We start from the raw sequence: 26,020 nt of genomic DNA on the forward strand, positions 1-26,020 counted from the left end.
TTGTCCGCGACGCCCGCTTACCCCGGTCGGCTCAGTCCGCCCTGCCGGGAAGGCGCATCGCCATTAGCGCGCCGCCGTCGGCAGATCTACCGGCGAACACTGATCCACCGTGCCGTTCCGCGGCCTGCTTTACGATCGCCAGGCCCAAACCAGAGCCTGGGAGCGTGCGGGCTTCCTCCGAGCGGTAGAACCGGTCGAACACGTGCGGGAGGTCGTCGTCGCTGATTCCCTGGCCCGCATCAGCAACTTGCAAAAAGGCAAAACCATCACCCGTTGGTGTCAACTCGACCCGGACGACACCACCTGGCGGGCTGAACTTCACCGCGTTGTCCAACAGGTTCAGCACCGCGCGCTCCAACGACGCGGCGTGCCCGATGAGGTGCCACGGCTGTAGTCGTACGTCGAACTGGACGTGGCTGGCCCGCCTGCGCGCGCGGTCGAGCGCCTGCTCGACCACCTCGAGCAGCTCGACGTGCTCCTGCACCGACGGCGCCGCGTCCTCCCTGGCCAGTTCGACCAGGTCGCCGATGAGCTGGGTGAGCTCGTCGAGCTGGGCCCGCAGGTCGTCCTGGATCTCGGCGCGGTCCTGCGCGGACAGGTTCGGCGCGCCGGGGGCCTCGGACGCGAGCATGAGCTCGAGGTTCGTGCGCAGCGAGGTGAGTGGCGTCCGCAGCTCGTGCCCGGCGTCGGCCACGAGCCTGCGTTGTCGCTCTTGGGCTTCCGCCACGGCGCCGAGCATGGTGTTGAAGCTGTCGGTCAGCCGAGACAGCTCGTCGTCCCCGGCGACGGGGATAGGTCTGAGTTCACCGGTTCTGGTCACCCGCTCCGCCGCGGCGGTAAGGCGCTGCACCGGTCTTAGGCTGCCGCGCGCGACAGCGGTACCGGCCAAGGCGGCGACGATGATCCCGGAGCCGCCGATGACGATAAGGACCACCGCGAGCTTGCTCAGGGTGCTCTTCGTCGACTCCAGCGGTTGCGCCAAGACCAAGGCGGTGCCTTCGAGGAACGGGTACTTCACGGTGAGCACCCGGGCGTCGGTGGCCTGGTCGGTGCGGACGTGCTGGACCTTCGCCCCGGCGGCGACCTCGAGCTCCTCCGAGCCGACCGGCGGGCGGATCACCGGGCGGTTGATCGCGGACTGGCCGGTCTCGTCGATCACGTCGAACTTGATGTCGGACAGCTCCAGGAAGATCCGCGGTATCTCGGTGCGGCCCTCGGCGACGACCTGGGTGTTGTTGACCAGCGCGTCGGCGCGTTCGCGCAGGTTGTCGTCGATCTGCTGGTAGAGGCCGCGGTAGACGGTGATGTACGCGCCGAGGGACACCAGGGCGACCGCGCCGCCGACGCAGAACGCGGCCAACAAGGTGATGCGGGAGCGCAGGGACACACGCTGCGTCGCGCGGTCCCCGACATGGATGTCCGTCATCAGGGTGGGGTCTCACGCAGGACGTAGCCGACACCGCGGACGGTGTGGATCAACCTGGGCTCGCCGTCGGCCTCGGTCTTGCGGCGGAGGTAACCGACGTAGACCTCCAGGGCGTTGCCGGAGGTGGGGAAGTCGTAGCCCCACACCTCCTCCAGGATCCGGCCGCGGGTGAGCACCTGCTTGGGGTGCGAGAGCAGCAGCTCCAGGAGGGCGAACTCGGTGCGCGTGAGGCTGATCTGGCGCTCGCCCCTGCGGACCTCGCGGGTGCCCGGGTCCATCTCCAGGTCCGCGAAGCCCAGCGTGGGCGCTGTGGAGGTCGTCTGCTCGTGGGCGGCCCGGCGCAGCAGAGCGCGCAGGCGCGCGAGCAGCTCCTCTAGCGCGAACGGCTTGGGCAGGTAGTCGTCCGCGCCCGCGTCGAGCCCGGCCACGCGGTCGGAGACCAGGTCGCGAGCCGTGAGCACCAGGATGGGCAGGTCGTCGCCGACGCCGCGCAGCCGCCTGCACACCTCCAGCCCGTCGAGCCGGGGCATCATCACGTCGAGCACCATGGCGTCGGGGCGGTCGACCTGGTCGCCGCCGGTGCCGAGGACGGCCTCCAACGCCTGCTGGCCGTCGCTGGCGAGGTCTACCAGGTAGCCGTTGAACTGCAACGACCGCCGGAGGGACTCGCGCACGGCCCGGTCGTCGTCGACTACCAGAATGCGCATGCGGCTAGTGTTCACTGTGCTGCTGAGACGCGCCTGAGAGTTCACCGTTCAAGACCCTTAGCGACTGGCGCGTTCCATTGCCTCCAGAGTGCGACCAGCCGGACAGCGCTAACGATCGTCGCCCCCACGACCGCGACAAGAGCCGCTGGCCAGCCAGTTCGGGTGCCGACGACAACTACGACAGCACCAGCGAGCGCGGCCAGTGCGTAGATTTCGCGCCGAAGAACTAGGGGTATCTCGCGGAGCAGAAGATCGCGTAGTGCCCCGCCCCCGATGCCTGCGGTCATGCCGATGAGGCAAGCGGTGTAGGCCGGGACGCCGGTGTTGAGGGCGGTAGCGGTACCGGACACGGTGAACAGACCTAGCCCTACCGCGTCGGCTAGCAGTACCGCGCGCCTCAGCTTGGCCACCTGAGGGTGGAATCCGAAGACTCCTAGCGCTGCCCCGACCGGGACGACCAGGTAGGTCCAGGTCGTGAGGCTCGTCGGCGGGTGGATACCCAGCAGCACGTCGCGGAGGATGCCGCCGCCCAGGGCCGTGGTGAGCCCCAGGACGACGACACCGAACAGGTCAAGCCGCGCTCGAACGGCCGCCAAGGCCCCTGACGCCGCGAACACGGCGAGACCGATCAGTTCGAGGACGATGAGCAGCACAAACGCGCAGAGTAGTACTCAGAAGGATTCGGCTAGGTGGACCGGGTGCGGCGCGCCGGTGAGCCTGTCGAGCGCTATGGCCGCCTCTCGCGGGCCGACCAAGAGCCCCGCCTTACGCAGCGAGGTCGCTGTCGCCGAACCCGCGTACCAGGGACCGAGCGCACGAGCCTCCAGTCGAACCTCACCGCTACCGCCTGGCTCGGCCGTGACCGCGCCGTCTTCGTGGATCAAGCGCCACCGCCCTGCCTGCCACGGGGCATGTGGGTCATTGATCTCGATGTCCACGCTGAACGGCTTCGACTCCGCCACGGCTGGCCAACCGCGCGCCGCTACCGCTACCGGGAGGTCGACCACGCGGAGCATGAAGTCGTGCATCTCCAGGCCGCGCTGAAGACCGCCCGGCACGGTGAGGTCGAGCAGGGTGTAGTCGACGAGTCGGACATTGGCGTCGGTTATGCCACCTGACCAGCTTCCGAGTTGCCGCAAGAGCGCGTGCGCGGTGTCTACGTCGTCGGCGATCAGGTCGTACACGCGCAAGCGTTTGCCGTCGGGCCGAGCGGCGGTGAGATAGCCGCGTAGACCGTCAGGTCCAGGAGCGACGGTGACGACGTCGAGTTCGAGCACGCGAGACAGGGTGAACGCCGGAGTGGCGCGGTCGAGCATGCCGTCGATGGTTGACGCTGTCCTGAGGTAGCAGGCGTGGATCGCATCCAGGTCGGCGTCGGTCGCGGGCCGGACCGGGACCGAGGACCGTGGTGTGCCCGCGAGGTCGGACAGGGTCACCAACGCGGTCTGCATCGTGCCGACGTGTTCCCAGCCATGGCGGCGGTAAGGCGGGATCACATACGGGTACAGCGCGGAGATCCCCTGTCCCTGTTCGCGCATCAGCGCTAGAGCGTCGGTCAGCAACTTCCCAGCAACGCCACTACCTCGCGCGTGAGGCGCCACTGACACGCTGGCCACTCCGCCCATCGGCACTGCCCTACCGCCGAAGAACTGGCGGTAGCCCCAGACACGCAGGTACCCGGCCAGGCCGGAGTCGTCGTGCGCGACAAGAGCACTCGACCCACCGGGTGGGTCCACCGTGGGTGGTGGCGGCTCGTGAGGCCCACCGAACGCCAAGCGCCGCAGCCGGTAGACGGCCTCGTAGTCCTCGTCGACGTAAGGGCGAACGACTACCACGAGAAGAATCCCTGCCCGGTCTTACGCCCGAGCTCTCCGCGGGCGACCTTGTCGCGCAGCAACTGTGGCGGCTCGAACCGCGGACCGAGTTCACGCGCGAGGTGCTCGGCGATGGAGAGCCGCACGTCAAGGCCGACAAGATCGGTCAAGCGCAACGGGCCCATGGGCCACGCGTAGCCCAGCCGCATGCCGGTGTCGATGTCCTCGGCGGAGGCGACGCCTTCCTCGACCATGCGGATCGCCTCCATCCCGACCGCGATCCCGAGCCGGGAGGTGGCGAACCCCGGCGAGTCCCTGACCTCGATGACGGTCTTGCCGAGCGCCTCGGCCCAGCCCCGGGCTGTGGCGGCGGTCGACGCGGCCAAGCCGGGGTGCACGACCAGCTCGACCAGCGCCTGGACCGGCACGGGGTTGAAGAAGTGCATGCCGATCAGCCGCTCACCCGGCAGGCCGTCGGCCAGCTCGGTGATCGACAACGACGAGGTGTTCGACGCGAGGACCGCGTCCGGGCAGCGCCGGGCCGCGGTGGCGAACACGGCGCGCTTGAGGTCCAGCCGCTCCGGCACGGCCTCGACGACCAGGGCGGTGTCGGTCGGCAGCGCCGCCAGGTCTTCCACTGTGGACAGGCGGGTGAGCAGCTCGGCCGCGGTCCCGTCGAGCTTGCCGCGCTCCTCGGCCTTCCTCAGCGACGCCTCGACGTTGCTCACGCCTAGAGCCGCACGTTCAGCGTCAGCCTCAGCGAGCACGACAGAGCTACCGGCGGCGAGGAAGACGTGCACGATGCCCGCTCCCATGGTCCCGCCGCCCACTACCGCGACCGTGCCCGGCACGCTCACGACCGCACCTCCGCAGCGAACATGGCGACCAGGTCAAGACCACCGATCTCGGACAGGTTCGCCCCCGCCACCTGCCACTCCGGCGACTGGAGCGCGATCTTCAGGGCCGCCTCGTCCTGGAAGTACATCTCCGCGACCAGGTAGGGCTCACTCTCGCCGAGGAAGCCGTGCACGAAGACCCGCTGCACCTTGGCGACCTCCCAGCGCAGCAGCCCGGGTGTCTTCTCGATGAGCGGCAGGTGGCTGTCGAAGTACTTCGCGTCGAAGTCCTCCGGCTCGTCCGGCCGCCGGTACAAGGCGATGTACTTAATCACGGAATGGCTCCAGGGTTGTTCGGCCAGGGTGGACATTGGGCACGATAGTGAGTGTGCGGATCATCTTGCTGCGGCACGGCGAGAGCCTGGGCAACATCGACGAGCTGGCCTACTGCCGCATACCCGACCACGCCCTCCCCCTGACCCCCCGTGGTGAGGCGCAGGCAAGCGCCGAAGGCACGCGTCTGCGCGAGCTGCTCACGGGCCGACCAGTAGCCGCTTACATCAGTCCGTACGTGCGCACGATGCGCACGTTTGAGTTGTTAGGTCTACCGGTAGAACGGCGTGTGCAAGAGCCCCGGTTACGTGAACAGGACTGGGGGAACCTGCAGGACCCGGTAGAGCAGCAGGTCCAGAAGCAGAAGCGGCACGAGTTCGGCCACTTCTTCTACCGGCTCGCGCACGGTGAGTCGGGCGCGGACGTGGATGACCGCGTGGCGAGCTTCCTCACCGAGCTGGAGGCCCGCGTAGAGCACGATCCGAGCCACCCGGACACCGCGCTGGTCGTGTCGCACGGGCTGACGATGCGGTTGCTGTGCAGGCGGATGTTCTCGTGGAGCATCGAGCTGTTCGAGTCGTTGTCGAACCCGCCGCACTGCGACCACAGAGTCCTGACGCACGAAGACGGTCGATGGACGCTAGACCGGCCGTTCGCGCAATGGAGGGAGTCGCCGGACGGGACCACACAGCTCTAGAGCCTTCGCGCCACTACTCCATTCGGTGCATGTCGCGGCGGGCTTGTAGCCTGGCCGTCACTGTGTCGTAGACCACGAACGGCCCGCCGTTCGGCGAGCAGGTCGGGGACGGTGTGGGGCACGACGGCCAAGGCGCGACCGAGGCGTTGTTGGCGGACCAGGAGGTCCGCCTGCTCATCGACGCCGGGCGGGCCAACGAGGCGAACTCGCTGTTCGACCAGCTGCTGGCCAAGGTCCCGCCGGACCTGGACCCGTGGACCAGGGCGGCGATCCTGACCAGGCGGGCGGTCGCGGCGTGGCGGCTCAAGCGGATCCCGCTCGCCCTCGAACTGGCCGCCGAGGGGTGGAGCGATATCGACGCGGAGAAGCCGACCGGCTCGTACGCGGCGGACACCCTGGGGCGGCTGGGGTACCTGCTGGACGGGATCGGTCACCGCCGGGCCGCGCTGGACATCAGCCGGGTGTCGGTCGAGGTCGCACGATCAGGTGAAGACCGGGACATCCTCGCGCACTGCCTGCAAGGTCTGGCGGGCACGCTGAACTTCCGCGCCTGCGAACTGCCGCCCGAGTTGGCCGAGGCGACGTTCCGGGAGGCCATCCCGCTGTTCGAGGAGGGCCTGGCGCTGGTCACCGAGGGGCGCATCCACATCGCGCTCCTCGCCGCCTACGGCGCGGCGCTGGCGGGCATCGGCGAGTTGTTCCGGGCGGAGAAGACGGCCAACGAGGCGTTGACGCTCGCCGCGCGGCAGGACAACCGGTGGGCGCGGTCGGTCGGGAACTGGGTGCTGTCCATGGTCCGGCGGCGGCAGGGGCGGCTCGACCAGGCCACCGGGTTCGGCCGGATCGCGGTCGACGAGGCCGAGCGCATCAACGACGCCTCACTCTTGCAGCGGTACTCGCAGGACTTGGCCGACATCTGCCATGAGAACGGCGACCCGGTTGGCGAGGCCGAGGCGCTGCGCCGCAACATCTCCGCCCGGCAGACAGCGATAGAGACGCTGCAAGAGGGTCTAGGGCAGGCATTGGAGCAGCGACGGCTGGCGATCCGCGCGCAGCGTCTGGCGACGGCAGCGCAAGAGCTGGCCGCTCGCGATCCGCTGACAGGGCTGTCCAATCGCTTGGGCCTCGAACGCTCCGCGCAAGGCATCTTGGACCGCGCAACGGCGTCAGGTCGGATCCCGTGGCTTGTCCTGATCGACGTCGACTGGTTCAAGGGTGTGAACGACGTGGCCGGTCACGCGGCGGGTGACGCGGCGCTGCGGGAGGTCGCGCAGTTGCTGCGGGCGGAGTGCCGTGGCGGGGACCTGATCGCCCGCTGGGCGGGCGACGAGTTCGTGGTGCTGCTGACCGACGCGGTCACCGATCACTCGGAAGGCCGCACCAGTCCGGTCGGGGTCGCGGTGGCGGAACGCATCCGGCTCGCGGTCGACCACCACGACTGGACCACCATGCTCGGGGTCTCCCAGCAGCCCACGGTGAGCGTCGGCGTCGCCACCGGGCACGACACGCTGGAGCGCTTGTTCGCCAACGCCGACGTCGCGCTCTACCGCGCGAAACGCCATGGCCGCAACCGTGTCGAGGTCTATACGCCGTCCGAGGACTACGCGATCAAGCCGCCCCGGTAAGCCACCAACGCTGCCTGGACCCGGTTAACAGCACCGATCTTGCCTAAGACAGCCGACACGTACCCCTTCACCGTCGCCTCAGACAGATGTAACTGCTGGCCGATCTCGGCGTTCGAGAGCCCGTGACCCACTAAGCCAACGACTTCAAGCTCGCGGTCAGACAGTGTCGACAGCAGTTGCCGCGCAGGTTCAGCGGCGCGGGCACCATCCGCGACCGTGGTAACCACACGCGCGGCGACCTTCGGGTCAAGGACAGCGCCACCGGTCGCGAGGTCACGCACGGCCTTGATGATGTGCGCGGGCTCGGTGTCCTTAAGAAGAAACCCATTCGCACCAATGCGTAGTGCCTCACGCACGTACTCGTCGACGTCGAACGTCGTCATCATCGACACGGCTGGGGGCTCCGGTAGGGCCATCAGTGCGCGTAAGGCATCTAAGCCGTCACAGGTGCGCATCCGGATGTCCAGCAGGACGACGGCGGGCCGGTGCAGCCTGACCAGGTCTGCCACCTGCACGCCGTCGTCGCACTCGGCGACCACCTCGATGTCGCCCGCACTGGTGAGGATCGTCCGCAGACCTGAACGGACCAGGTCCTCGTCGTCCGCGATGAGCACTTTGATCACAGGCGCCTCCCGGTCGACCGTCACTCCATCACCAAGTAGCGGTGCATGAGGTGAGATCGTACCCTGTCGCCCGGTTCCACACGTGACAGTGTTGATCAGGTAGCGCGGAGCGCGTCCCGCAGCTTGACCTTGGCGCCACTACGGGTCACGGCGTTGCGGTAGATGCGGCCGGACAACCACACCAGGCCCGGGATAAGAGCCAGGACAAGCACAACCGCGAGCCCGGCCTCCCACGCAGGCACGCCACCCATCGCCAACCGCATCGGCATCAGCGTCGGGGCGAACAGCGGCACCATCGACAGGATCTCGATCAGCCTGCTGCCCGGGTCGGAGGGGAGGATCGAGATACCGAGCACGTAGCCGAGGATCACGAACATCAACGGCGGCGTGATAACCCCACCGATGTCCTCTTGCCGCGAGACCAGCGCACCGAGCGCGGCGAAGACCAGCGAGTACGCGAAGAACCCGAGCAGGAACCACACGACCAGCCAGACCACCGTGCCGACCGCGGCGGACACCGAGATGGTCAGCACCCCGGTCGCCAGCCCGACGGCGATCCCGGCCCCGCCGATCACCACCATCTGCACCAGGCCGACCACGCCGATGCCGACCACCTTGCCCAGCATCAACTGCCACGGCCGGATCGTGGCCAGCAGCAGCTCGACCACCCGGCTGGACTTCTCCTCGACCACGCCCTGGGCGACCGACTGGCCGTTGATCAGCAGCGACATGTAGATCAGGATCCCGGCGATCATGCCGATGACCAGCTGCTGGCCGTTGTAGTCGAACGGCGGCTCCATCGGCCTGACCTCGGCCTTGGCGTCGGCGACCTGCTTGCCGACCTGCGCGGGGTCGCCACCGAGATCGGTGATCTCCTGGTTGAGCGCGAGCTGACCGGCCAGCACGTTGAGCGTGTTGCGCAGCTTCTCGTCGATCTCCTTCTTCACGACCACGACGATCTTGCCGCCGTCGCCGACCAGGAGCGCGTCGAGATCCCCGTTGTCCACCTGCGCCCGGCCAGCGGCCTCGTCGACCTGCCGGGTGTCGATGGTCTGCCCGATCGAGGTGGCCGTCGCCTTGAGCGGGGCCTCCAGCGCGACCGAGCCGCCGGACACGCCGACCGTGGCGTCGGAGCCGCCCGAGACGAACTTCATCACCAGGCTGAAGCCGATCAGCAGCAGCAGCGTCGCCGCGGTGGTGATGATGAACGCCTTGGACTTGAGCCTGCCGGTGATCTCCCGCCCCGCGACGAGGCCGACCGCCTCCCAGTTGCCGACCCGCACATCGGGAACCGAGCTCATGCCGCCACCGCCTCGTGCGACTCGGACACCACGTTGCGGAACAGCTCGGTCAGCGACTGCCCGCGCCTGCTGAACTCGGTGACCGGCCCGGTCGCCAACGCCGCCCGCAGCACGGCCTGGTCGTCGGCACCGTCACCGAGCTCGAACACGGTCTTGGTGCCGGTCTGCTCGACCACGGTGACACCCGGCAGCCCGTCCGCCCACCCGCGCGGGGCCCGCGGCGCGTCCACCACCAGGTGCTCGATGCCACCCGCGCGCAACGCCTCGACCGTGTCGCACGCGACCATCTGTCCATTTCGGACAATCCCGACCCGGTGGCACAACCGCTCGACCAGGTCGAGCTGGTGGCTGGAGAACACCACCGGCACCCCCTCCGCCGCCTTGTCCGACAACACCTTGCTCATCACGTCCACCGCGACCGGGTCCAACCCGGAGAACGGCTCGTCCAGCACCAGGATCGACGGGTTGTGCACCAGCGCCGCCGCCAACTGCACCCGCTGCTGGTTGCCCAGGCTCAACTTCTGCACCTCGTCGTCCCGCCTGGCCGCGACACCCAGCCGCTCGGTCCACTCCTGCACAGACTGCTTCGCCTGCGCCGTGGTCAAACCGTGCAACCTGGCCAGGTAGACCAACTGCTCGGCGACCTTCATCTTCGGGTACAGCCCGCGCTCCTCAGGCATGTAGCCGATGTGCCTGCGGGTCTCCAGCGTGATCGGCTCCCCGTCCCACCGCACCACCCCGGCATCCGCGGCCAACACCCCCAGCGCGATCCGCATCGTGGTCGTCTTCCCGGCCCCGTTCGACCCGACGAACCCGAACAACTCCCCCGCCCCAACCTCGAACGTCATCTCCCGCAACGCCACGATGTCCCCGTACCGCTTGGACACCCCATCGATCTCCAACCGCCGTCCAGCCACCCCGACTCCCTCCTCCACGGCCCGTACCCGGAGTATCCTGCTCAACTCGAAGCGGACCGACATCCGGTATCGCCCCTAGTGGACCACCCACCCACCTCCCCCGACGTCCACCCTGAGGACCACCCGCGAACCGTGCCAGAGACGGACCCGGTAGGGTGTCAGGCGCCGCCCTCGTAGCTCAGGGGATAGAGCATCGGTTTCCTAAACCGTGCGTCGCAGGTTCGAATCCTGCCGGGGGCACATAAAACATGGGTAACATCGACCGCCGAGCGGCTGGTACTAGAAGACACCTATCAGGTGTGAGTACCGGCCGCTTGGGCGTTGTCCGTGTCCGATCCGCCTTTCAGGGCGATGATCGGTCTCACCTTCGGCCGTGCCCTGCCTGGACTCAACCGTCACAGGCTCGATCGACGGTGCGTTGATTGGGCCAGTTGAGCCACCCGACCTTTCTCGTGGCGGGTCGTCCGGCAACCTGATACTCCCGCCGCCGAGTGCGCCCACCTGGCGGAGCCACGGGAAGGGCGGCAAGTCGGCGGTGGCGACCCTGGCGGAGCGCACCAGTCGATTCCTGATCCTCGTCCCGCCGACCGGGCCAGACTCGCTGATGGGCACCCAGGCGGTCATTGCCGCCGTCGACAACCTCCCCGCGTCGATCACACGCTCGTTGACATGGGACTACAGCTCGGAAATGGCTCTGCACAAGGATGTCACGGCGATCAGGTTGCCGTTTCTTCGCCCACCCGCACTCACCGTGGGAACGAGGAAGCAACGAGAACCTGAACCGGATCGTGCGCGAGTACCTCCCCAAGGGCGTCGAGATCACCAGCGACCCGACCCACCTCGTCGCCATCGCCGGAAGATCAACGACCGACCCGTAAACTCCACGACTGGAAGAAGCCCAGCGAAGTATTCACCGAACTCCTCGAAGCAGATGCTTCCACCGCCTGAACTCGCCGTGGTCTCCTGCACCGGACGCCGCGGAAACGCGGCTAGCGTGGCATACGAATTGCAGATCGTGTAGGCATTCACTGTCGAATAATCGCCAACCTTCGGATCACTCTGAGAGCCTCCGGTGGCGATGCAGTTCGCTGCGCCAGCCGTCGAGGGTCCCTATACGTTCGGGGTGTTGGTAGAGCCCAGCAGCCACCTCGGCGGTAGTGACACGGGCTAGCTCGTCGTACTGCGGGTGATCGGTGTGGAGGAACTCCTCGGTGCGGTGCAGGAGTGGCGGGTCCGAGGAGCGAGTGTAGTCGCGGAAGTCGATGGTTCGGGTGCGGAGGTTGACCGTAAGCGCGGTGGCAAGGGTGGGATGAGGGTTGGCCCCGAACTCCGGGTAGTTGAGGTAGCTCACCAGGGGCTGCTCGCGGTGCAACTTGATTACGTTGGCACCGGGGACGGTGCCGGTCAGGGTACGAGCACATCCTTCGAGGACCCTGAGAACGGGTGGGGTGTGCGGAAGGGCTGTCGCGTGCAGGTAGAGAGCAGTGGGGGTTCGCTTGCCGACAAGGCTGGCGTTGACGGCTAGGGCGACGAGGTTCGGGCTACCGGAGGCGAAGAGGAGACGGTCGGCGCGCTCGCAGGCCGCCTTGTACGTGCCGGTGAACTCGCGGACGTCGTGCTGGAGGTCGCGAGGTAGGTGGGAGTAGCGGGGGCGGCCGTCGAAGCGGGCCAGTGCCAAGAAGACGAGGAGGTCGGCGATGGCACGTTGACGTTGCTGGTTCCAGTGGTCTTCGCCAGTGGCAGTGGCGATGATGGCAAATGCTCGCGCGAGGCTGTCGAAGCGGTGTGTGATGCGACTGGTCTCCGGGAGTTCGCCGGGTTTGGGGAGGCGGCCGCGGTGGGTGAGAAAGTCAATCAACGGGGCGAGCAGGTCGGCGTGTTCGGCGTACAGCCGCTCACAGATCCACGGCTCGGGTGGAGCGGTGCGGCAGCGGATGCGGGCGGCCAGCAGCGCGTTGGCGCGTGTGGGGTCCCGGAACACGTAGATGATGCCGGGTGCCGCGGGCAGCGCCGGGGCGGTGAGTGAGTCCTGGATGAGCGTGCGGAGCTCCTCCTGGGCGAAGAACTTCTGGAACGAGCCGGTGCTGGTGACGAAACCATCCCCAGCAGGGCGGGCACGCAACCCGCGGGCATCCCACGTCATGCGAGCGGAGACGATCAGCACCTCTTCGGTGAGGTCCCAGGCTTCACGAAGAGTGGTGACGCGCTCAGCGGGGTCTTCGATGACATTGAGCACGTAGCCGAGATTGACCACCTGGGCGGGCGCTCGCTCGGCGTCCGGACGGTGGCTGGGATCCCAGCCACCGGCGGTGATGCCTCGTTCATCGAGGTGCATGAGGTCAGTTCCACGGCCACAGCCATAGTCGAACACGGTGTGGTCGGCGGTGATGATCCCGTCGTCGAGCGCAGTGGCGAGCGGGCGCGACAACGTGGTGCGGACCAGGGCTGTGCGGTGCCGCGGAACCGTCCAGGTCATTCCGATGGCGGAGTGATGGCGAGTTCGAACAGGCCGGTTATGGTCTTCATGTTGGGATCGCCGACGAGGTACCCGATGCCGCGGTGCAGGTGGATGCGGAACTGCTGGGCGAGGGTTTCCTCGTCGAGCGGGAGGCCGTCGGTGTGGCAGCGCTGCCGCAGCAGCGCCCAGTATATGTCACCGTGTGCGCCCGCGAAGGTGCGCCAGCCGATGTCGATGTTGCTGTCAGCCGGGTGCTTCGCCGCCGGAGGCGGCGTTGGCTCGGCTAGGGACCGGCAGAACGCCCACCGGCACAGGACGTTCCAGTGAGCGATCTTGGTTCGGCGCTTCAACGTGACCAGCTGGTCACGGGCCTGCTGGCTAGGCTTGATGTTGTCGATCGGCATGAGTGGTCCAGGTGGCGAGTTACCAGAGGTAGCCGGTCCGAGCGTTGGTTGCGCCCGAGGCTGCGTCGTGGGAGAGGGTGTAAGAGTGGCCGACATGCTTGCTGAGCTTGCGCATGGCGGTTTCGTCGATTTCCTGGTCGGTGGAAAGCAGGATCACCTGGTGGCTGGCCTGCGGAAAGTAACGTTCGATCAGGTGGTTGCGGTGTACCCCGTCCAGCCGGCCCAGCGGGGTATCGATGACAACCGGCAGCGGCCGTCCGGATGCCTGGGCCAAGCCCCACAGCATCGACACCGCGAGCAGTTGGCGCTCACCCGCGGACAGCTGCTGGGGTAGCAGGACCGTTCCGTCGCGGCCGTGCAGTTCGACCTCGAAGGTAGCCGGGTTGATCTCGATGTTGGTGATCAACCGGTCCTTCCTGGCTAGGCGTTGCAGGGAGTCCAGGATCAACTTCTGGATCCGGTCGACGTTGCGGCGGGTCGCTTCTTCCCGGAACCTCGCCAAGGTCAACCGGACGCGTTGGCTATGCTCGATGATGCGACGTGCGTCGTCCGCCTCGGCGATCTCGTCGGCCGCTTTGTCCAGGAAGTTGCTCAGCCGCTTCTCGATGGCCGCCGCGTCGGCGATCGCCTTGTTCAACTCGCCTTCGGCCTGGCTGAGCTCTTGGGTCGCGGCGGCCGAGATGCGGTGGGCATCGCGGCGGAGTTCGTGGAGGTCGACCAGGGCCTCGTCCGACGGAACGCTCTGCATGCTGCGTTTAGTGTCCTCGAGGTTCGCCACGGTCTCGTTGCGTTCGTTGATGAGGTCACGAACAGTGGCAGCGTGCTCGTCCAGGACCGAACCAGTCAGTTGACGCAGTGTGAGAAGGTCGTCGTGGTTGAGACCCGCGATGCGTGTCTGCGACCTGCCCCGCCAGGCTTTGCGGTCTGAGGACAGGAACCGCTGCAGCGCCTCGAGGGCTTTGGCCGAGCCGCCGTGCCGCTTGAGGAAGTCGACGGTCTCACGATCCCGGGCGGTGAGGATGTTCGCGACGTCACGCTGCTGAACGTGATCCAGCTCGATTTCCGTTTGGTCGGCTAGCGTGGCGAGCTGATCCCGGACCAGGAGAAGCGGTAGTACCCCGGCGGCCTCGTTCTGCAGCCGGGCGTCGAGGGTCTTGACCGCCGCGGTGAGGATCGCGTCGGTCTTCTGGAGGTCCTGGCGTTGCTCGAGTAGTTCACCGCCTTCCAAGTTGATCTTGACTTCGACGTCGTAGAGGACCTTCTCCGCACGTTCGTCGGCTTCGTGGGCCTCAGCGACCCGATGCTTGGCATCCGTTTGCCGCTGTCGCGCCTCCATGAGCTGCTTGCGGTACAGGTCGACCATGTTCTTCATCGCAGGCGGCGCCTGCGCGGTCTTGTAGTTGCGCTCAATGACAGCCAAATCAGCGGACAGGCGGTCTGGGAGGTCCAGGCCGAGCAGCGAGCCGATCGCGGTACGCAGCATGTCCCGCGCGTTGTCCAGCTCCGCCAGCGTTTCGATCTTTTCGCCGTCGAAGAAGAAGAGCTCAGCGACGCCTCGCGGAACGAAGACGTCGACCCGTTCCGCCCAATGCCGGGACAACGCACCGTCGTGGACGTTGTCGACGAGCACTTCCAGCCGCTCGCGCGCACCTGAGCTGTTCCCCGTCCAGGAGCGGCACACCCGGTAATGCCGTGGCTTACCCTCCTCAATGATGTGGAAGGCGAGCTCGACCGAAGCGCCGTCCTCCGGCGGGACTCCGTTGTGGATCAACCTGCGCAGGTACAGCGGGTAGCTGCCGCTGCCCCGGCTGGTGGTCCGTGCCAGTGGCCCGAACAGGGCGAGTTGTATCGCGTCGAGGAAGGTGGTCTTCCCGCTGCCGTTGAGGGCACCGATAAGGATGACCGGTTTGCTCTCCGAGGGTGGTGTCAGGGTGAACGTGTGGCGGCCACCGAACACACCGACGTTGTGGACAACCAGTTCATCGAAGATCATGATCCGTTGATGCTCTCGATCGGGAGCTGCTTGATGAGCCCGGCCTCCATCAGCTCTTCATTGGACACAAGGTCCTGGTTCTGGCCCGGTTGCTTCTGCTGCTTGCGAGTGAGCGCGCGGCCGACCGCGTCCTCCTCGTTCTCGTAGAAGCTCCTGCGCATGGCGTCTTCCAGCGCGTCGAACAAGCCCGCGCGCCGCGCCATGGCCCGGTGTCGCTGCTCGATGTCCAGAAGCTCGCGGACCATCTCGAAGTGCAGCGGGTTGCCGTCTTCACCGACGATGTCGCGGAGCAGCCGGACCTCGTCGGCACCGAGCGGGAGGTGGTCGTCCATGGACCGGCCTTGGTACGGGTCACCCATCGCGGCTTCGTAGATGCCCGGCAGGGAGTCTTCGAACTCGTGCTTCTCCACAACCCAGATGCGGCGGATCTCCTCGAGCTCGGCCAAGGTGATCAGTTCGATCTTCGCGACGTGGCTCGGCCCCTCTTGCCGGATGTAGGCCTGAGCTTCCAGCAGCTTCCTCAGCCACGCCTCCCGCCACTGCTGCAAGTACGGACCGGGGATGGGCTTGTCGTTGAACAACTGGACGGTGCCGTTCATCCGGCGGAAGTCGCGGCGGTCGCGGTCGTCGGTCTTGTCCAGCTCGTTGCGGATGTCCAGCAGGGGGCGCATCCACTCCTTCTCTTCATCGTTCTGGATCATCGCCGACATGGACTTGTCCTGCTCGACCAGCGTGCAGGTCCAACAACCGAACCGGCTATCCCCGCAACTGGGAGTGCTGGTGTCCACGACGAGTGGGCACTCGGCGTCCGCCGACGCACCCATGTACATGGTGAGCAGATCCTTGTTGTCGTACCCCCACGGATTGGGGCGTTGCATAAGGAACAGCCACACGTCGTCGTTGGTCCAGTTCTCGATGGGGCTATACACGAGCGAGTTCGGCAAGTTCGAGTTCGGGCTCAACTGATCGCGCACGCGCCGCGACTCGAGCGAGTTCATGCGGGCAGCCCGACCGGAGCTCTCCGCCTTGCGGGTACCCAGCACGAGGATTGCCTCACCGTGCTTGCGTACCATGTTCCGGATAAACTCGTTCGACGGCTTGATCTTCAACCGTTCGGTGCACCAACGGAACTTCGGTCGCGGTGCGGGATAACCCCGGCCGATCAAGTTCACCCAGAACGTGTCCGTGATCTGCGGTGTGAGCCGGTGCGGCTCGATCGGCAACGCGCGCGCCTCGGCGACCTGGCCAATCAGCTCCAACGAGTGCGCGACCCAGGACGCGACGACGGGATTCTCCACCAGCGTGTCGGTGCTGATGACATGGATCGGCTTGGTGCGTTGCTCCTCAGGCAAAGCTTCCAGCGCCATCCACACGAGCTGGAGTGTCGCGGTCGAGTCTTTGCCGCCGCTGTAGCCGACGACCCACGGGATGCGGTCGGCAAGATACAGGTCCTGCACTTGCTGGACGAGTCGGTCCACTGACGCGGACAAGCCACCGCCGTCGAACGCGGACTTCTTCGTGCTTTTCGCCTGACTCATGACATCCCTCGCTCGTGCATGGTCTCGATCCGCAACTCCTCCGGGGCTAGCGGGATACCGAGAGTTGTTTTGATCACATTAGCGGTGAGCGCGACGCAGTTGCTCGTTTTCGACACCCGCCCACCGATGATGGCTCGACCTTCCCATAGCTGCGAATTCGTCCGCGACCAGTCCATCGTGCTCAACGGGTCAAGCTTGCGCCGCCAGGAGCGGATGTCCCTGGAATCCCGCAGCAGAGTGTTTCCAACCTTACCCAGAGCATGGAGAAAGATCCCGTGGCTGTGTATAAAGTCACGACGAACATCTCCGGCAGTCACCTTTCTCTCGTGCACGAGCTTCCATTCTGGAATCTTCTCGGCCGCCACTCCCCAATAGGTGCGAGCCAGCTTCGCGGCATCGTCGACGGTCAGCTCACCGATGGAGTCCAGGAGCGCTTTAGTCGCGCCGTACAGTGCCGACAATGTGAACAACTTCCGCGACCTGGCGGAGAGGTTGCTGCGTTCCATCTCAATCAAGTCGGTCCACAGCGACGACTGTCTGACCAGATTCTTCACGATACGGGCACCACTCTCACGCTGGTCATACAAAATCGTCAATGACCGCGACGGCCGAATTGCGTAGCGATTCAGGTCGGTGAACATCTGCTGACATCGCTCAAGGCCAAGGTCGACGAATAGCACGATAGGAATGCTCTCATCGCCGAGTTCCGGATTCTCTCGGAGCGCCTGTTCGATCGCGGCACGACGATGCTGGCCGTCGTTGATGACAAACCGTGCAGACATCGGGATGGTCAGCTGCCCTATATGCGCCGTCGCGCCGCTGCTATCAAAGGAATCGAACAAAATATTAGCGTCCACCGAAGCCGTGAGCGCAGAGAAAACGTACTCCCGAGGGTTGTCCAGAATGTAGCGCGCAATCTCCGGGATTCGCGCCTTGTTCAAGGTGCGCTGCGCACGTAGAGCGGGCTGCAATTCTTCTTCGTCAAAGAGAAACAGTCGAGGTATCAACCGGAGCGGAAACATGGTCACATAGAAGTGACGGCCCGCTTGCAGACCTCGAATGGCAGGAAAGACGTAGCCGAACGAGTCCTTGGGAACCTTCGACGCGGGCAGCGGCGTCTCAGAACGCAGATTCGCAGGGGTAGCCATTGGCGCGGTCAATCCACAACCTCGATCCTGCTCAAGTTCGCATGTCCGACTCCTCGATCCCGTACCACCCAGGGCGTGTCTACGAACAACCATGGACGGCGTTGCGTACACTATCGTCAGGGACCGACAGTGCTGGAAGCAGTGTCGCCAGACTCCTCGCTCTAGCTGCCGTACGTTGTAGGAGATGGTCTTGACCAGCGAGAACCGTGCAGTTTACCTCGACTCAAACGCGACAGCACCCATGGAACCAGCGGTACTCGACGAGGTGCTGCACTACCTGACCGTCGAGTACGGCAACTCGGGCAGCCGCACCCACGAGTACGGCCAGACAGCGAAGAACCGCGTGCAGCGTGCTCGGGAGCAGCTCGCGGCCGTGGTGGACGCGCAGCCCGACGAAGTGATCTTTACGAGCGGCGCGACCGAGAGCGCCAACACAGCGCTGTTCGGCCTTGCCCCGCACGGCGAGAAGACCGGGCGCCGTCGGATCATCACGACCCAGATCGAGCACAAGGCGGTCTTAGAGCCCGCCGAAGAGCTGCGGAAGCGGGGCTTCGACGTCGTCTGCGTACCACCGACTTCAGGGGGTTGGGTCGATCCCGAAGCGATCGCCGCTGCGTTGACACCGGAGACTCTGGCTGTGTCGGTCATGCAGGTCAACAACGAGACCGGCGTGCGCCAGCCACTCACCGACATCACGACCGCGCTCCGCGACCACGACGCCTACCTGCACGTCGACGCCGCGCAGGGATTCGGCAAGGAACTCGACGACCTCCGCGATCCCCGCATCGACCTGATCAGCGTGTCCGGTCACAAGGTCTACGGCCCCAAAGGTGTCGGAGCGCTCATCACTCGGCACCGCGGGTACAAGCGCCCGCCGTTGACCCCGCTCGTCTTCGGCGGCGGCCAGGAACGGGGCCTGCGGGCGGGCACCCTACCTGTCCCCCTCGTCGCCGGGCTCGGGACTGCGGCTCAGCTGGCCCGCGAAAGTCACGCCCGGCGCCGCGACGCGTGCCTCGAATACAGGAAGGACGTGGTCGCGATGTTTCAGCGGCTGGGCGCCGAGTTCAATGGCGACCCTGAGCACACCGTCGCGCACACGATCAATGTGTCCGTGCCCGGTCTCAACTCCGAGGCCGTCATACTTGCCCTCAAAGGTGCGGTCGCGATCTCCAATGGTTCCGCCTGCACCTCCCACAGCTATGACCTCAGCCACGTCCTTACAGCCATGAACCTCCCCAAGGAGCGTATCCAGGGTGCTCTCCGGATCTCCTGGAGCCACCTCACGCCGAGCACGGACTGGGCGGACATCTACGACCGCATAGCCGCGATCCGCTGACCTCCGCCAGTCGGGACGGCGGCGGGTTCACGCCGCCGCCGCCACACCAGCTTAGTCGATCACGTCCTTGATCTTCGCCAGGAACTTGTCGGTGAAGCTTCCCCACCACTGGCGAAGATCGCCGTAGGTCCCGTTCGGGTCGTCACACATCGACTCGGCCCTGGCGTACGCGACGATCAACAAGGTCATCGCCTCCACCGCTCGTCGCGCTGCCGCCGTTCCGTCCTTGACTGAGGCTGGCTCGCCCTTCGAGAGTGCCCGCAACGGCTGGTACATCTGCCGGTAGAACCGGTGCCGGGTGTTCAGGCGAATGAGCGATCTCTCATGGGTATGAGTGATGTCGAACAGGCCAGTACCAGGCATGTCCACCGATTCGATCAGCACGGGTAGTGACTTCGCCTTCTCTACGTAGTCACGCTTCTCTTCCTCGGTGTTCCGGCCAGTGTCGCTCGCCAGGAGCTCGAGCAGTTCGTCGACGCTGATCTCGTCACTATCATCGGTCGGCGGAGCAACACGGGTCTTGGGGAGCGTCGCGTTGACCTGCGCCACCGCTTGGTTGATGTCGTCGTGTTCCCCCGCGGCGGTGCCACCGCGGCGGTCCGCCTCCCCCCAGATGGTCTGGATCTCCAGACGAGCCTCGGGAATAAATTGTGCGAGCCTTTCCCGAAGCGCCGACCGGAAGTCATCGGATGGCTCGGCACCGCGCTTGACGTTGCGAACTCCCATCATCCGGTCAAGGTCAGGTGAGAAGTGAACCTCGATACCGATGAACCGGTCAGGGTCATCCACGCCTTGCGGAAACATCCTCGGCACGTTCGTGTACGAGATTTCACGACCGCGGCGCATGAAGCTGATCTGCCCTTGGTTGTCAGGAACACGTAGCTTCCGGGCGAGCTCGTCTCCGCCCAGGCCGCGGCGACGGACAACCTCTCGAGGGGCGAGCGTCACGACCAAGCCGACATCGTGACCGTCGACCCTGACCTTTCCGTCAAAATAGATCCGCGTCGGCGCGAAGTGCTCGGGCGCGTCAGTCCTGCCCGTGGCCAGTCGGCCGTGCTCCTCGGCGAGCACCTTGTCCGCCCACGTCCGCTCTCGGACGAAGGTGGGGTCGTGAGGCAGGAGCGGACGGTCGTTGACGCGCAACTCGATCCCGCCGTAGAGGAACTCCCGGAAGATCCGCGACAGCTCTTTCTCGATCTCCTGGCGTAAGTTTCCCGGCGTGTGAGGCCCCGAGCCGTCGGCCAGGCGATCGATGTTCGACCACGCCACCAGGGTCCCAGACTTCTGCGGGAAGAGTGGGACCAGGTCCCCCGGGAGGGGCTGGTCATCCGGTGGCATGATCGTGACATCAAGGCCCTCGCGCTCAGCATCCAGTGCTTCCTCGAGGTCGAACCAAACATGTCGCACGGCATCGCCGAGCCTAGTCTTGGTCCAGACGTCAATACGGGTGCCGAAGTTCAGCGCCGCGAGCTTGGCGCCCACTCCGAACTTCCCGATCGAGGTTTCGGACATGTAGCGAGTGGAGAAGCCGAGCTGCAGGTAGTGGTGCAGGATGTCGTCGGTCATGCCGTCGCCGTCATCGGCGACGACGATGCGATCGATCGCCTTGCGCTTCCCCGATTGCACCTCGCGGAGATCAACCTTAATCTGGTTGGCGTTCGCTTCGAGGCTGTTGTCGATGACCTCGCCAAGCGCCGCAGCGAGGGTGTAGCCCGATTCGCGCAGGCTCTGCATGGCGCGGCCTGCCAACATCGCCGGTATCGGTTTCAGAGCATACGTCCGATTAGTCGGACTCCCGGCATGACTGAACAAGTTGTTCGACACTTGCGGCTTCCTTGCCTGTGATCATCGAGATAGCGTTCCCCGTGGGTAAATGGCTAGGCCGCCCGACAGTGGCGATGGGCATTCGTCAGCGGGGTTGACTCAGGCGGGACCGAACGCGACGCCAGCGAACTGCGGGGCGCGTGGGTCGATCACGACAGCCCGTGAGGACTCGCCGTCGAGGCACGGGTTCGCGAGCACTGGTGCACGGACCAGCAGGCGATTTCCATGACGTTACGAAGTGCGCGGTGATTCAACCGTTGTTCGTCGAGGGCCTTGGCGACTCGGTGCTCACTGCCACACCGGCAGTCCAGGCTGACATCTCTTGCGGGCGCGCTTAATCGCGCCGAAGATAACTGTGTCCGCATGCGGTATCTCCTGTGGTGTCCAGCGCTGCGCTGAACCCACCTTGGTTGTGGTCCACTCGTCCCTTTGGCTCGGGCGGCCTTACGGTCCGGCCCCAGCATCGAGTGGGGCACACGCTAGCGCATGGACCAGCACCTCGTAACCCCGGTTCCTGAGAAGCACCACCCGGAGTCGCCTACGCAGGTGTTTGCACTGGTCTACAGGCTCGAGGCTGAGTAGTCGATCAGTCACTCGAGAGTGTTCAGGTATGAAACAGTCTGCGCCGTGTTGGCGATCGGTGAGGTAGCGACTGCCAGGGTCGTCAACAGGCGGCGCCTTCGACGAGGGAGGATGATCTGCATGTCTGGGGAGTCCGCGCTCGGCGTGCGTCCGCGCACATGGCTGGACGCCTTCCCGTGGCTCCTAGGCGTTGCCCAGAGGGAGCACGTCAGGTGGGGTGCGGCGATCGCGGAGTCCGACGCGCCGGAGCGGCAACGACGGCTCCACCAGGTCGTTGACCTGGCGATGGATCGCCTGACGCGATGGACCGTGGGACAGATCTTTCCGGCGCTCGTCCCCGATTTTGATCTCCACCTGCTGGAGTTGCCGACACGAGCGAAGAACGTCCTGACCCGGCGCGGTCACGCTACGACGGGAGGTCTCATCGCGCTGTCGCTCGATGACATGTTCGAGTGGCGCGGCGTAGGCTCTGGCACCATTACCGCGATCTTGCACGAACTTGCAGAACTGTCACTGTCCGGCAAAGTCGTAGTTCCGCCACAAAAGACTGCGGAACCTATTCATCGCTCGGAGAAATCCGATCAAGGGACACTGCACTCGGTTTGGCTGCGATCAGTGGCGGATTCGATTGCGCGGATCGCGACCTGGCAAACCGCGATCGGTAGGCCGACTGAGCCCATCATGGGGGGACACTCGGCTGCGGGCGTTCCGGACGAAGTGGTCAAGGCATCACAGCGACTCGAGGCACTCACCGCTGAGGAAATCCTGGCTGGGTCCGCACTGGGAAGAGATGCGGCAGAACTGCTCGACGACGCCTTCCGCGAACTTGACATCCGCGATGTTCTCGTGCTGCGCCGACGACTGTTCGCCGACGAACCCGCGACCTTGGATGAGTTGGGGGCGCACCTCGGGATTACCCGCGAGCGTGTTCGACAGATCGAGAGCAGGGCTCGAACCACGATGCTGAACCGGTTGTCGGTCGGATCGCTCAACATGGTCGCGGGGTCCGCCCGGACCATGATCGGAACGATTCGGCCGCTATCGGACCTGCTGGTGCACTTGCCCGTCCTCGCGCAGATGGTGGAGTCAGTCGACCAGCCCGCGTGGCGGGTGATCGATCGGCTGGACGACGCGTACGAGATCGAGGACGGGTGGTGTGTGGTCCCTACGCTCAGCGCCGCGAAGGAGCTGACGCGAACGCATCTCGGCGAGCACGCCGACCAGTACGGCGTGGCACTTCTCGAGGACCTGGACCTGGTGACGACAACTGCACCCGAGCAGCAGGCGGAGTTCACCCGCGCCTGGTTGTCGGCGTGCGACTACGTGGTCGATGGGAACCAAGTCATCACGCGAACCCGCTCGATGGGTGACTACGCCGCAGCGATCCTGTCGATCCATGGAGCGCCGATGAGCGCGGACGAGGTCGCGAGCCGATTCACGGTCGAGCGCGGCGCGAGGTCATTGCGCAACGCAATGTCGCTGGATGATCGGTTCGAGCGGGTGGACCGGGATCGTTGGGCGCTCGCCGAATGGGGCATGGAGGCCTACGCGGGCGTTCGGTCGGTCATCCGCGAAGAATTAGCCAAAGCAGGCGGCCGGATCAACCTCGACGCCCTCATCGAGCGGATCACCGGACGCTACAGCGTCGCCGCGAGCAGCGTCATAACCTACGCCAGCGCGCCCCCGTTCAAGACCCTCAACGGCGTTGTGCGTCTGCAAGACGCTTCCCGTGAATCCAGGAAGACACCGGAACGCACGAACCGGATGTACCGGCGGTCTGACGCATGGGTTTATCGGGTGTGTATTACCCACGACCACCTGCGGGGCAGTGGTTCGGTGGCGCCGAAAGCGATCGTGAGCATCCTTGGCATGCAGTTCGGGGAGAAACGCCAACTTGATTCCGCGCTCGGCCCACTGGCGGTCAACTACTGCGGTACCCAACCCACGTTCGGGTCGATCCGCCGCTTCTTGCGCGAGGACGACATCCCGATCGGCACAGAGGTGTTCTTGGTGATCGGCGACGACAACTCCTTCGCGGTCCAAGTGGTGGCGGGACTGCGCGACGAGCCACTCGCCGACGCGCTCGCTCTGGTCGGCGCACCCACCGCTTTGACCGGGGACGCCGCTCGACGCTTCTTCGCTTCTGCGATAAACCTGTCGACCGGCGCCACGGTCCTCGAGGTCATCAGCGCTTTCCGGGAGCGCGGGGACACCGAAATCGCCGATTTGCTTACCAGTGTTCGGCAATCCCTGGAGACGGGTGAGCCGGCTAGGCGACATCACCGGGCACTCAACGTCGACGACATCCTGGAACTCCTGTGACTACGCAACCCAACGGCCTTCGCGGCTTGCCGCTGGCGACTAGCTACCGTAGCAACAGGCAGGACGTGGTCAATGACTTCTACCTGCCCGCGTTCTCGGTCGCGACCAGCTACAGCCGGGCAGTCGGGTACTTCACCTCAACCAGCCTCGCGCTGTTCGCCAGAGGACTCGAGACCTTCACCGCACGCGGTGGAAGAATCCGGTTGATCGCCGCGCCGCACCTCACCGAGGACGACATCCTCGACATCGAACGCGGCTACGATATTCGCGCCGTCCTCGCCAGCATAATCGAGCGCGAGCTCGACGCGGACGTATCCGACAAGGTCCTCGACGGCCTCGGCAGCATCGGCCGCCTCATAGCCAACGGGAGGCTCGACATCAAGCTGGCGTTCGTCGAGAAGGCGAACCGGGTTGGGATCTACCACGAGAAGATCGGCGTTTTCCGCGACTCAGTCGGCGACTTGGTCGCGTTCACCGGGAGCAGCAACGAAACACTCGGCGGACTCGTCGCGAACTTCGAATCCATCGCGGTGTTCCGCAGCTGGGTGAACGGGGACGCAGGCCGTGCTCTCCAGTACGAGCAGGACTTCGAAGACCTGTGGACCAACCAGACGCCGACCTTGCGGGTTGAACACTTTCCAGAGGTAGCACGCGACCGCCTGGTCAAGCTCGGACACGAACACACGGCTCCGCTGCCGCCGATCGACGACGCGCTCGTCGCGTCACCGGCGGTCGTCAGCGAGACCGCGAGCCTCAGCATCCCGGAGTGGTTGACCGTTCGCGGCTACCAACGCCAAGCTGTTGAGGCATGGCTCGGCCGGAGGGGCCGCGGCATACTCAAGATGGCGACCGGGACCGGCAAGACCAAGACGGCCATGATCGCGGCCGCGCAGATCGCCAATCTGCAACGCCAGCACGAAGAGCCTCTGGTATTGCTGATCATCGCGCCGCAGAAGCACCTAGTCGACCAGTGGATCACCGAAGTCGAGGGGTTCGGAGTACGCCCGATCGCGGTTTACGAGTCGAGCCAGAAGTGGGTACCGCTGGTTGAGGAGCAACTCAGCCAGGCCAGGCTCGGGCAACGTCCGATCGTGGCGATGGTGGCCACGAACACATCATTCGCCGGGGACAAGTTCCAATCGGTCCTGGCGAGAATTACCCAGCCGCTGATGGTGATCGCCGACGAGGCGCACAACCTCGGCTCGACCACCTACCGCGCGTCCCTCCCGCCGAACGCGACGTACCGGCTTGCACTGTCCGCGACGCCAGAACGGTGGTTCGACGACGACGGCACAGACGCGCTGATCGAGTACTTCGGCGAGATAGCGTTCGAACTCGGACTCAGCGACGCGATCTCCATGGGTGCGCTCTGCCGGTACACCTACCAACCACGCCTGGTCGAACTCGACGACAACGAGACCCAGCTCTACGCCGAGCTGACCACCCAGATCGCGAAGTACGTCGCAGCGGGCGAGAGGATCGACAGTGCTGACCCGAACTCCCCGCTCGGCTATCTCCTCCGGCAACGCGCCGGTGTACTGGGGCACGCCAAGGGCAAGCTGGCGGCGCTGCGCGCGGACCTCCTGGCCCGCGCGCGGTCATGGTTCCAACTCGTTTATTGCGCCGAAGGCACGCGTCCGGCCCGGCAGGGCGAGCCACATGGACCGAACCAGCTGCAGGACGTGATGACCTTGGCAGGCAACCAGCTGCATCTCGCCGCGCACTCCTACATCTCCGGCACGTCGAGGGGCACCAGGAAGAACCTCCTTCGCCGGTTCAGCTCCGGAGACGACCTCCGTGTGCTGGTTGCGATCCGTTGCCTCGACGAGGGCGTTGACATCCCCGATGCCCGCACCGGTTACCTGCTCGCCAGCAGCAGCAACCCGCGCCAGTTCATCCAGCGCCGGGGCCGGCTGCTCCGCCGAGCCGAGGGCAAGGACAGGGCAGAGATCCTCGACTACCTCGCAATCCCGCCCGCAGGCACGCCGATGAACTTCGACATCGAGCGGAACCTCCTCACCCGGGAGCTTGAACGCGCGAGCGAGTTCGCCAAGTTGTCTGAGAACTACGAAACCACGCTTGACACTCTCCGACCTCTCAAGGAGAGATACCACCTCATGCACATGTGAGGCAGAA

20 protein-coding genes, 1 tRNA gene and 1 pseudogene are annotated in these 26,020 nt (G+C 65.6%); 7 read left to right on the forward strand and 15 right to left on the reverse strand.

Annotated elements, in window-relative coordinates; translation table 11 throughout:
- Positions 1 to 31 precede the first annotated feature (31 nt).
- The 6 genes from CLV68_RS00315 to CLV68_RS00340 are packed head-to-tail and all read right to left on the reverse strand — an operon-like array spanning position 32 to position 5,118.
- Positions 32 to 1,426 carry a sensor histidine kinase gene (locus CLV68_RS00315; protein WP_121388660.1) on the reverse strand — a complete coding sequence of 465 codons (1,395 nt, stop codon included), beginning with the start codon at positions 1,424 to 1,426 and terminating at the stop codon, positions 32 to 34.
- Complete coding sequence (locus CLV68_RS00320) at positions 1,426 to 2,133, reverse strand: response regulator transcription factor (RefSeq protein WP_092779677.1); 708 nt, start codon at positions 2,131 to 2,133, stop codon at positions 1,426 to 1,428. Before CLV68_RS00320 ends, CLV68_RS00315 begins: the two co-directional genes overlap by 1 nt.
- Before the next feature lie 41 nt (positions 2,134 to 2,174).
- Entirely contained in the window at positions 2,175 to 2,786 is a 612-nt protein-coding gene (locus CLV68_RS00325; protein WP_092779675.1) for a trimeric intracellular cation channel family protein, read from the reverse strand.
- Between the two features lie 18 nt (positions 2,787 to 2,804).
- The gene (locus tag CLV68_RS00330) at positions 2,805 to 3,968 is read right to left on the reverse strand and encodes a GNAT family N-acetyltransferase (protein ID WP_121388661.1); all 1,164 of its coding nucleotides are present in this window, start codon (positions 3,966 to 3,968) and stop codon (positions 2,805 to 2,807) included.
- The gene (locus CLV68_RS00335) at positions 3,962 to 4,804 is read right to left on the reverse strand and encodes a 3-hydroxyacyl-CoA dehydrogenase family protein (RefSeq protein WP_211346402.1); all 843 of its coding nucleotides are present in this window, start codon (positions 4,802 to 4,804) and stop codon (positions 3,962 to 3,964) included. The genes CLV68_RS00330 and CLV68_RS00335 overlap by 7 nt, the downstream gene beginning before the upstream one ends.
- Positions 4,801 to 5,118 carry an EthD family reductase gene (locus CLV68_RS00340; protein WP_121390853.1) on the reverse strand — a complete coding sequence of 106 codons (318 nt, stop codon included), beginning with the start codon at positions 5,116 to 5,118 and terminating at the stop codon, positions 4,801 to 4,803. Before CLV68_RS00340 ends, CLV68_RS00335 begins: the two co-directional genes overlap by 4 nt.
- A 53-nt stretch (positions 5,119 to 5,171) precedes the next feature.
- Here CLV68_RS00340 and CLV68_RS00345 point away from each other — a divergent pair, with 53 nt between their 5' ends.
- Both CLV68_RS00345 and CLV68_RS00350 read left to right on the forward strand, forming a co-directional pair.
- Complete coding sequence (locus CLV68_RS00345) at positions 5,172 to 5,813, forward strand: histidine phosphatase family protein (protein WP_121390854.1); 642 nt, start codon at positions 5,172 to 5,174, stop codon at positions 5,811 to 5,813.
- A 113-nt stretch (positions 5,814 to 5,926) separates the two neighbouring features.
- Complete coding sequence (locus CLV68_RS00350) at positions 5,927 to 7,438, forward strand: GGDEF domain-containing protein (RefSeq protein WP_121388662.1); 1,512 nt, start codon at positions 5,927 to 5,929, stop codon at positions 7,436 to 7,438.
- On the opposite strand, the gene CLV68_RS00355 is transcribed toward CLV68_RS00350, so the two are convergent.
- The 3 genes from CLV68_RS00355 to CLV68_RS00365 form a co-directional block, all read right to left on the reverse strand.
- Positions 7,414 to 8,061 carry a response regulator transcription factor gene (locus tag CLV68_RS00355; RefSeq protein ID WP_121390855.1) on the reverse strand — a complete coding sequence of 216 codons (648 nt, stop codon included), beginning with the start codon at positions 8,059 to 8,061 and terminating at the stop codon, positions 7,414 to 7,416. The genes CLV68_RS00350 and CLV68_RS00355 overlap by 25 nt on opposite strands.
- Positions 8,062 to 8,156: 95 nt before the next feature.
- Positions 8,157 to 9,362 (reverse strand): ABC transporter permease, encoded by a 1,206-nt coding sequence (locus CLV68_RS00360; RefSeq protein ID WP_121388663.1) that lies wholly within the window; start codon positions 9,360 to 9,362, stop codon positions 8,157 to 8,159.
- Positions 9,359 to 10,279 carry an ABC transporter ATP-binding protein gene (locus CLV68_RS00365; RefSeq protein ID WP_246009607.1) on the reverse strand — a complete coding sequence of 307 codons (921 nt, stop codon included), beginning with the start codon at positions 10,277 to 10,279 and terminating at the stop codon, positions 9,359 to 9,361. The genes CLV68_RS00360 and CLV68_RS00365 overlap by 4 nt, the downstream gene beginning before the upstream one ends.
- Before the next feature lie 167 nt (positions 10,280 to 10,446).
- On the opposite strand from CLV68_RS00365, the gene CLV68_RS00370 reads away from it, so the two are divergent.
- Together CLV68_RS00370 and CLV68_RS35930 are read left to right on the forward strand one after the other, a co-directional pair.
- Positions 10,447 to 10,519, forward strand: a tRNA-Arg gene (locus CLV68_RS00370).
- A gap of 274 nt (positions 10,520 to 10,793) precedes the next feature.
- A pseudogene (locus CLV68_RS35930) lies at positions 10,794 to 11,227 on the forward strand (IS30 family transposase); the annotation flags it as partial.
- Positions 11,228 to 11,333: 106 nt separating this feature from the next.
- Here CLV68_RS35930 and CLV68_RS00375 read toward each other — a convergent pair.
- From CLV68_RS00375 to dndB, 5 genes are read right to left on the reverse strand one after another with little or no spacing between them, the layout of a single operon-like run.
- Positions 11,334 to 12,755, reverse strand: coding sequence for a DNA phosphorothioation-associated putative methyltransferase (locus CLV68_RS00375; protein WP_121388665.1), 1,422 nt, complete (start codon positions 12,753 to 12,755; stop codon positions 11,334 to 11,336).
- Positions 12,752 to 13,141: a DNA sulfur modification protein DndE gene (dndE, locus tag CLV68_RS00380; RefSeq protein ID WP_121388666.1), complete on the reverse strand. Its 390-nt coding sequence runs from the start codon at positions 13,139 to 13,141 to the stop codon at positions 12,752 to 12,754. Before dndE ends, CLV68_RS00375 begins: the two co-directional genes overlap by 4 nt.
- A 19-nt stretch (positions 13,142 to 13,160) precedes the next feature.
- Positions 13,161 to 15,134, reverse strand: a complete 1,974-nt coding sequence (dndD, locus tag CLV68_RS00385; protein ID WP_121388667.1) for a DNA sulfur modification protein DndD — start codon at positions 15,132 to 15,134, stop codon at positions 13,161 to 13,163.
- Complete coding sequence (gene dndC / locus CLV68_RS00390; RefSeq protein ID WP_121388668.1) at positions 15,131 to 16,672, reverse strand: DNA phosphorothioation system sulfurtransferase DndC; 1,542 nt, start codon at positions 16,670 to 16,672, stop codon at positions 15,131 to 15,133. The genes dndD and dndC overlap by 4 nt, the downstream gene beginning before the upstream one ends.
- Positions 16,669 to 17,832, reverse strand: coding sequence for a DNA sulfur modification protein DndB (dndB, locus tag CLV68_RS00395; protein WP_211346404.1), 1,164 nt, complete (start codon positions 17,830 to 17,832; stop codon positions 16,669 to 16,671). Before dndB ends, dndC begins: the two co-directional genes overlap by 4 nt.
- 178 nt (positions 17,833 to 18,010) lie before the next feature.
- On the opposite strand from dndB, the gene dndA reads away from it, so the two are divergent.
- A complete protein-coding gene (dndA, locus tag CLV68_RS00400) occupies positions 18,011 to 19,156 on the forward strand; it encodes a cysteine desulfurase DndA (protein WP_211346405.1) in 1,146 nt (381 codons plus the stop codon).
- Positions 19,157 to 19,207: 51 nt separating this feature from the next.
- Here the strand turns inward: dndA and CLV68_RS00405 are convergent, their stop codons facing one another.
- Entirely contained in the window at positions 19,208 to 20,980 is a 1,773-nt protein-coding gene (locus CLV68_RS00405; RefSeq protein ID WP_211346406.1) for an ATP-binding protein, read from the reverse strand.
- Positions 20,981 to 21,682: 702 nt separating this feature from the next.
- Between CLV68_RS00405 and CLV68_RS00410 the strand changes: the two genes are divergently transcribed.
- Both CLV68_RS00410 and CLV68_RS00415 read left to right on the forward strand, forming a co-directional pair.
- A complete protein-coding gene (locus CLV68_RS00410) occupies positions 21,683 to 23,884 on the forward strand; it encodes a sigma factor-like helix-turn-helix DNA-binding protein (RefSeq protein WP_170224010.1) in 2,202 nt (733 codons plus the stop codon).
- Positions 23,881 to 26,013: a DEAD/DEAH box helicase family protein gene (locus tag CLV68_RS00415; RefSeq protein ID WP_121388673.1), complete on the forward strand. Its 2,133-nt coding sequence runs from the start codon at positions 23,881 to 23,883 to the stop codon at positions 26,011 to 26,013. Before CLV68_RS00410 ends, CLV68_RS00415 begins: the two co-directional genes overlap by 4 nt.
- Positions 26,014 to 26,020: the final 7 nt, after the last annotated feature.

Origin of the sequence: Actinokineospora cianjurensis (assembly GCF_003663795.1) — a bacterium.
GTDB lineage: Bacteria > Actinomycetota > Actinomycetes > Mycobacteriales > Pseudonocardiaceae > Actinokineospora > Actinokineospora terrae.

Bases quoted from the DNA above. Each gene is read 5' to 3' on its own strand.
- dndC (WP_121388668.1), bottom strand. From the start codon at position 16,672: ATGAGTCAGGCGAAAAGCACGAAGAAGTCCGCGTTCGACGGCGGTGGC.
- dndE (WP_121388666.1), bottom strand. From the start codon at position 13,141: ATGCCGATCGACAACATCAAGCCTAGCCAGCAGGCCCGTGACCAGCTG.
- CLV68_RS00375 (WP_121388665.1), bottom strand. From the start codon at position 12,755: ATGACCTGGACGGTTCCGCGGCACCGCACAGCCCTGGTCCGCACCACG.
- dndD (WP_121388667.1), bottom strand. From the start codon at position 15,134: ATGATCTTCGATGAACTGGTTGTCCACAACGTCGGTGTGTTCGGTGGC.
- CLV68_RS00410 (WP_170224010.1), top strand. From the start codon at position 21,683: ATGTCTGGGGAGTCCGCGCTCGGCGTGCGTCCGCGCACATGGCTGGAC.
- CLV68_RS00315 (WP_121388660.1), bottom strand. From the start codon at position 1,426: ATGACGGACATCCATGTCGGGGACCGCGCGACGCAGCGTGTGTCCCTG.
- CLV68_RS00320 (WP_092779677.1), bottom strand. From the start codon at position 2,133: ATGCGCATTCTGGTAGTCGACGACGACCGGGCCGTGCGCGAGTCCCTC.
- CLV68_RS00360 (WP_121388663.1), bottom strand. From the start codon at position 9,362: ATGAGCTCGGTTCCCGATGTGCGGGTCGGCAACTGGGAGGCGGTCGGC.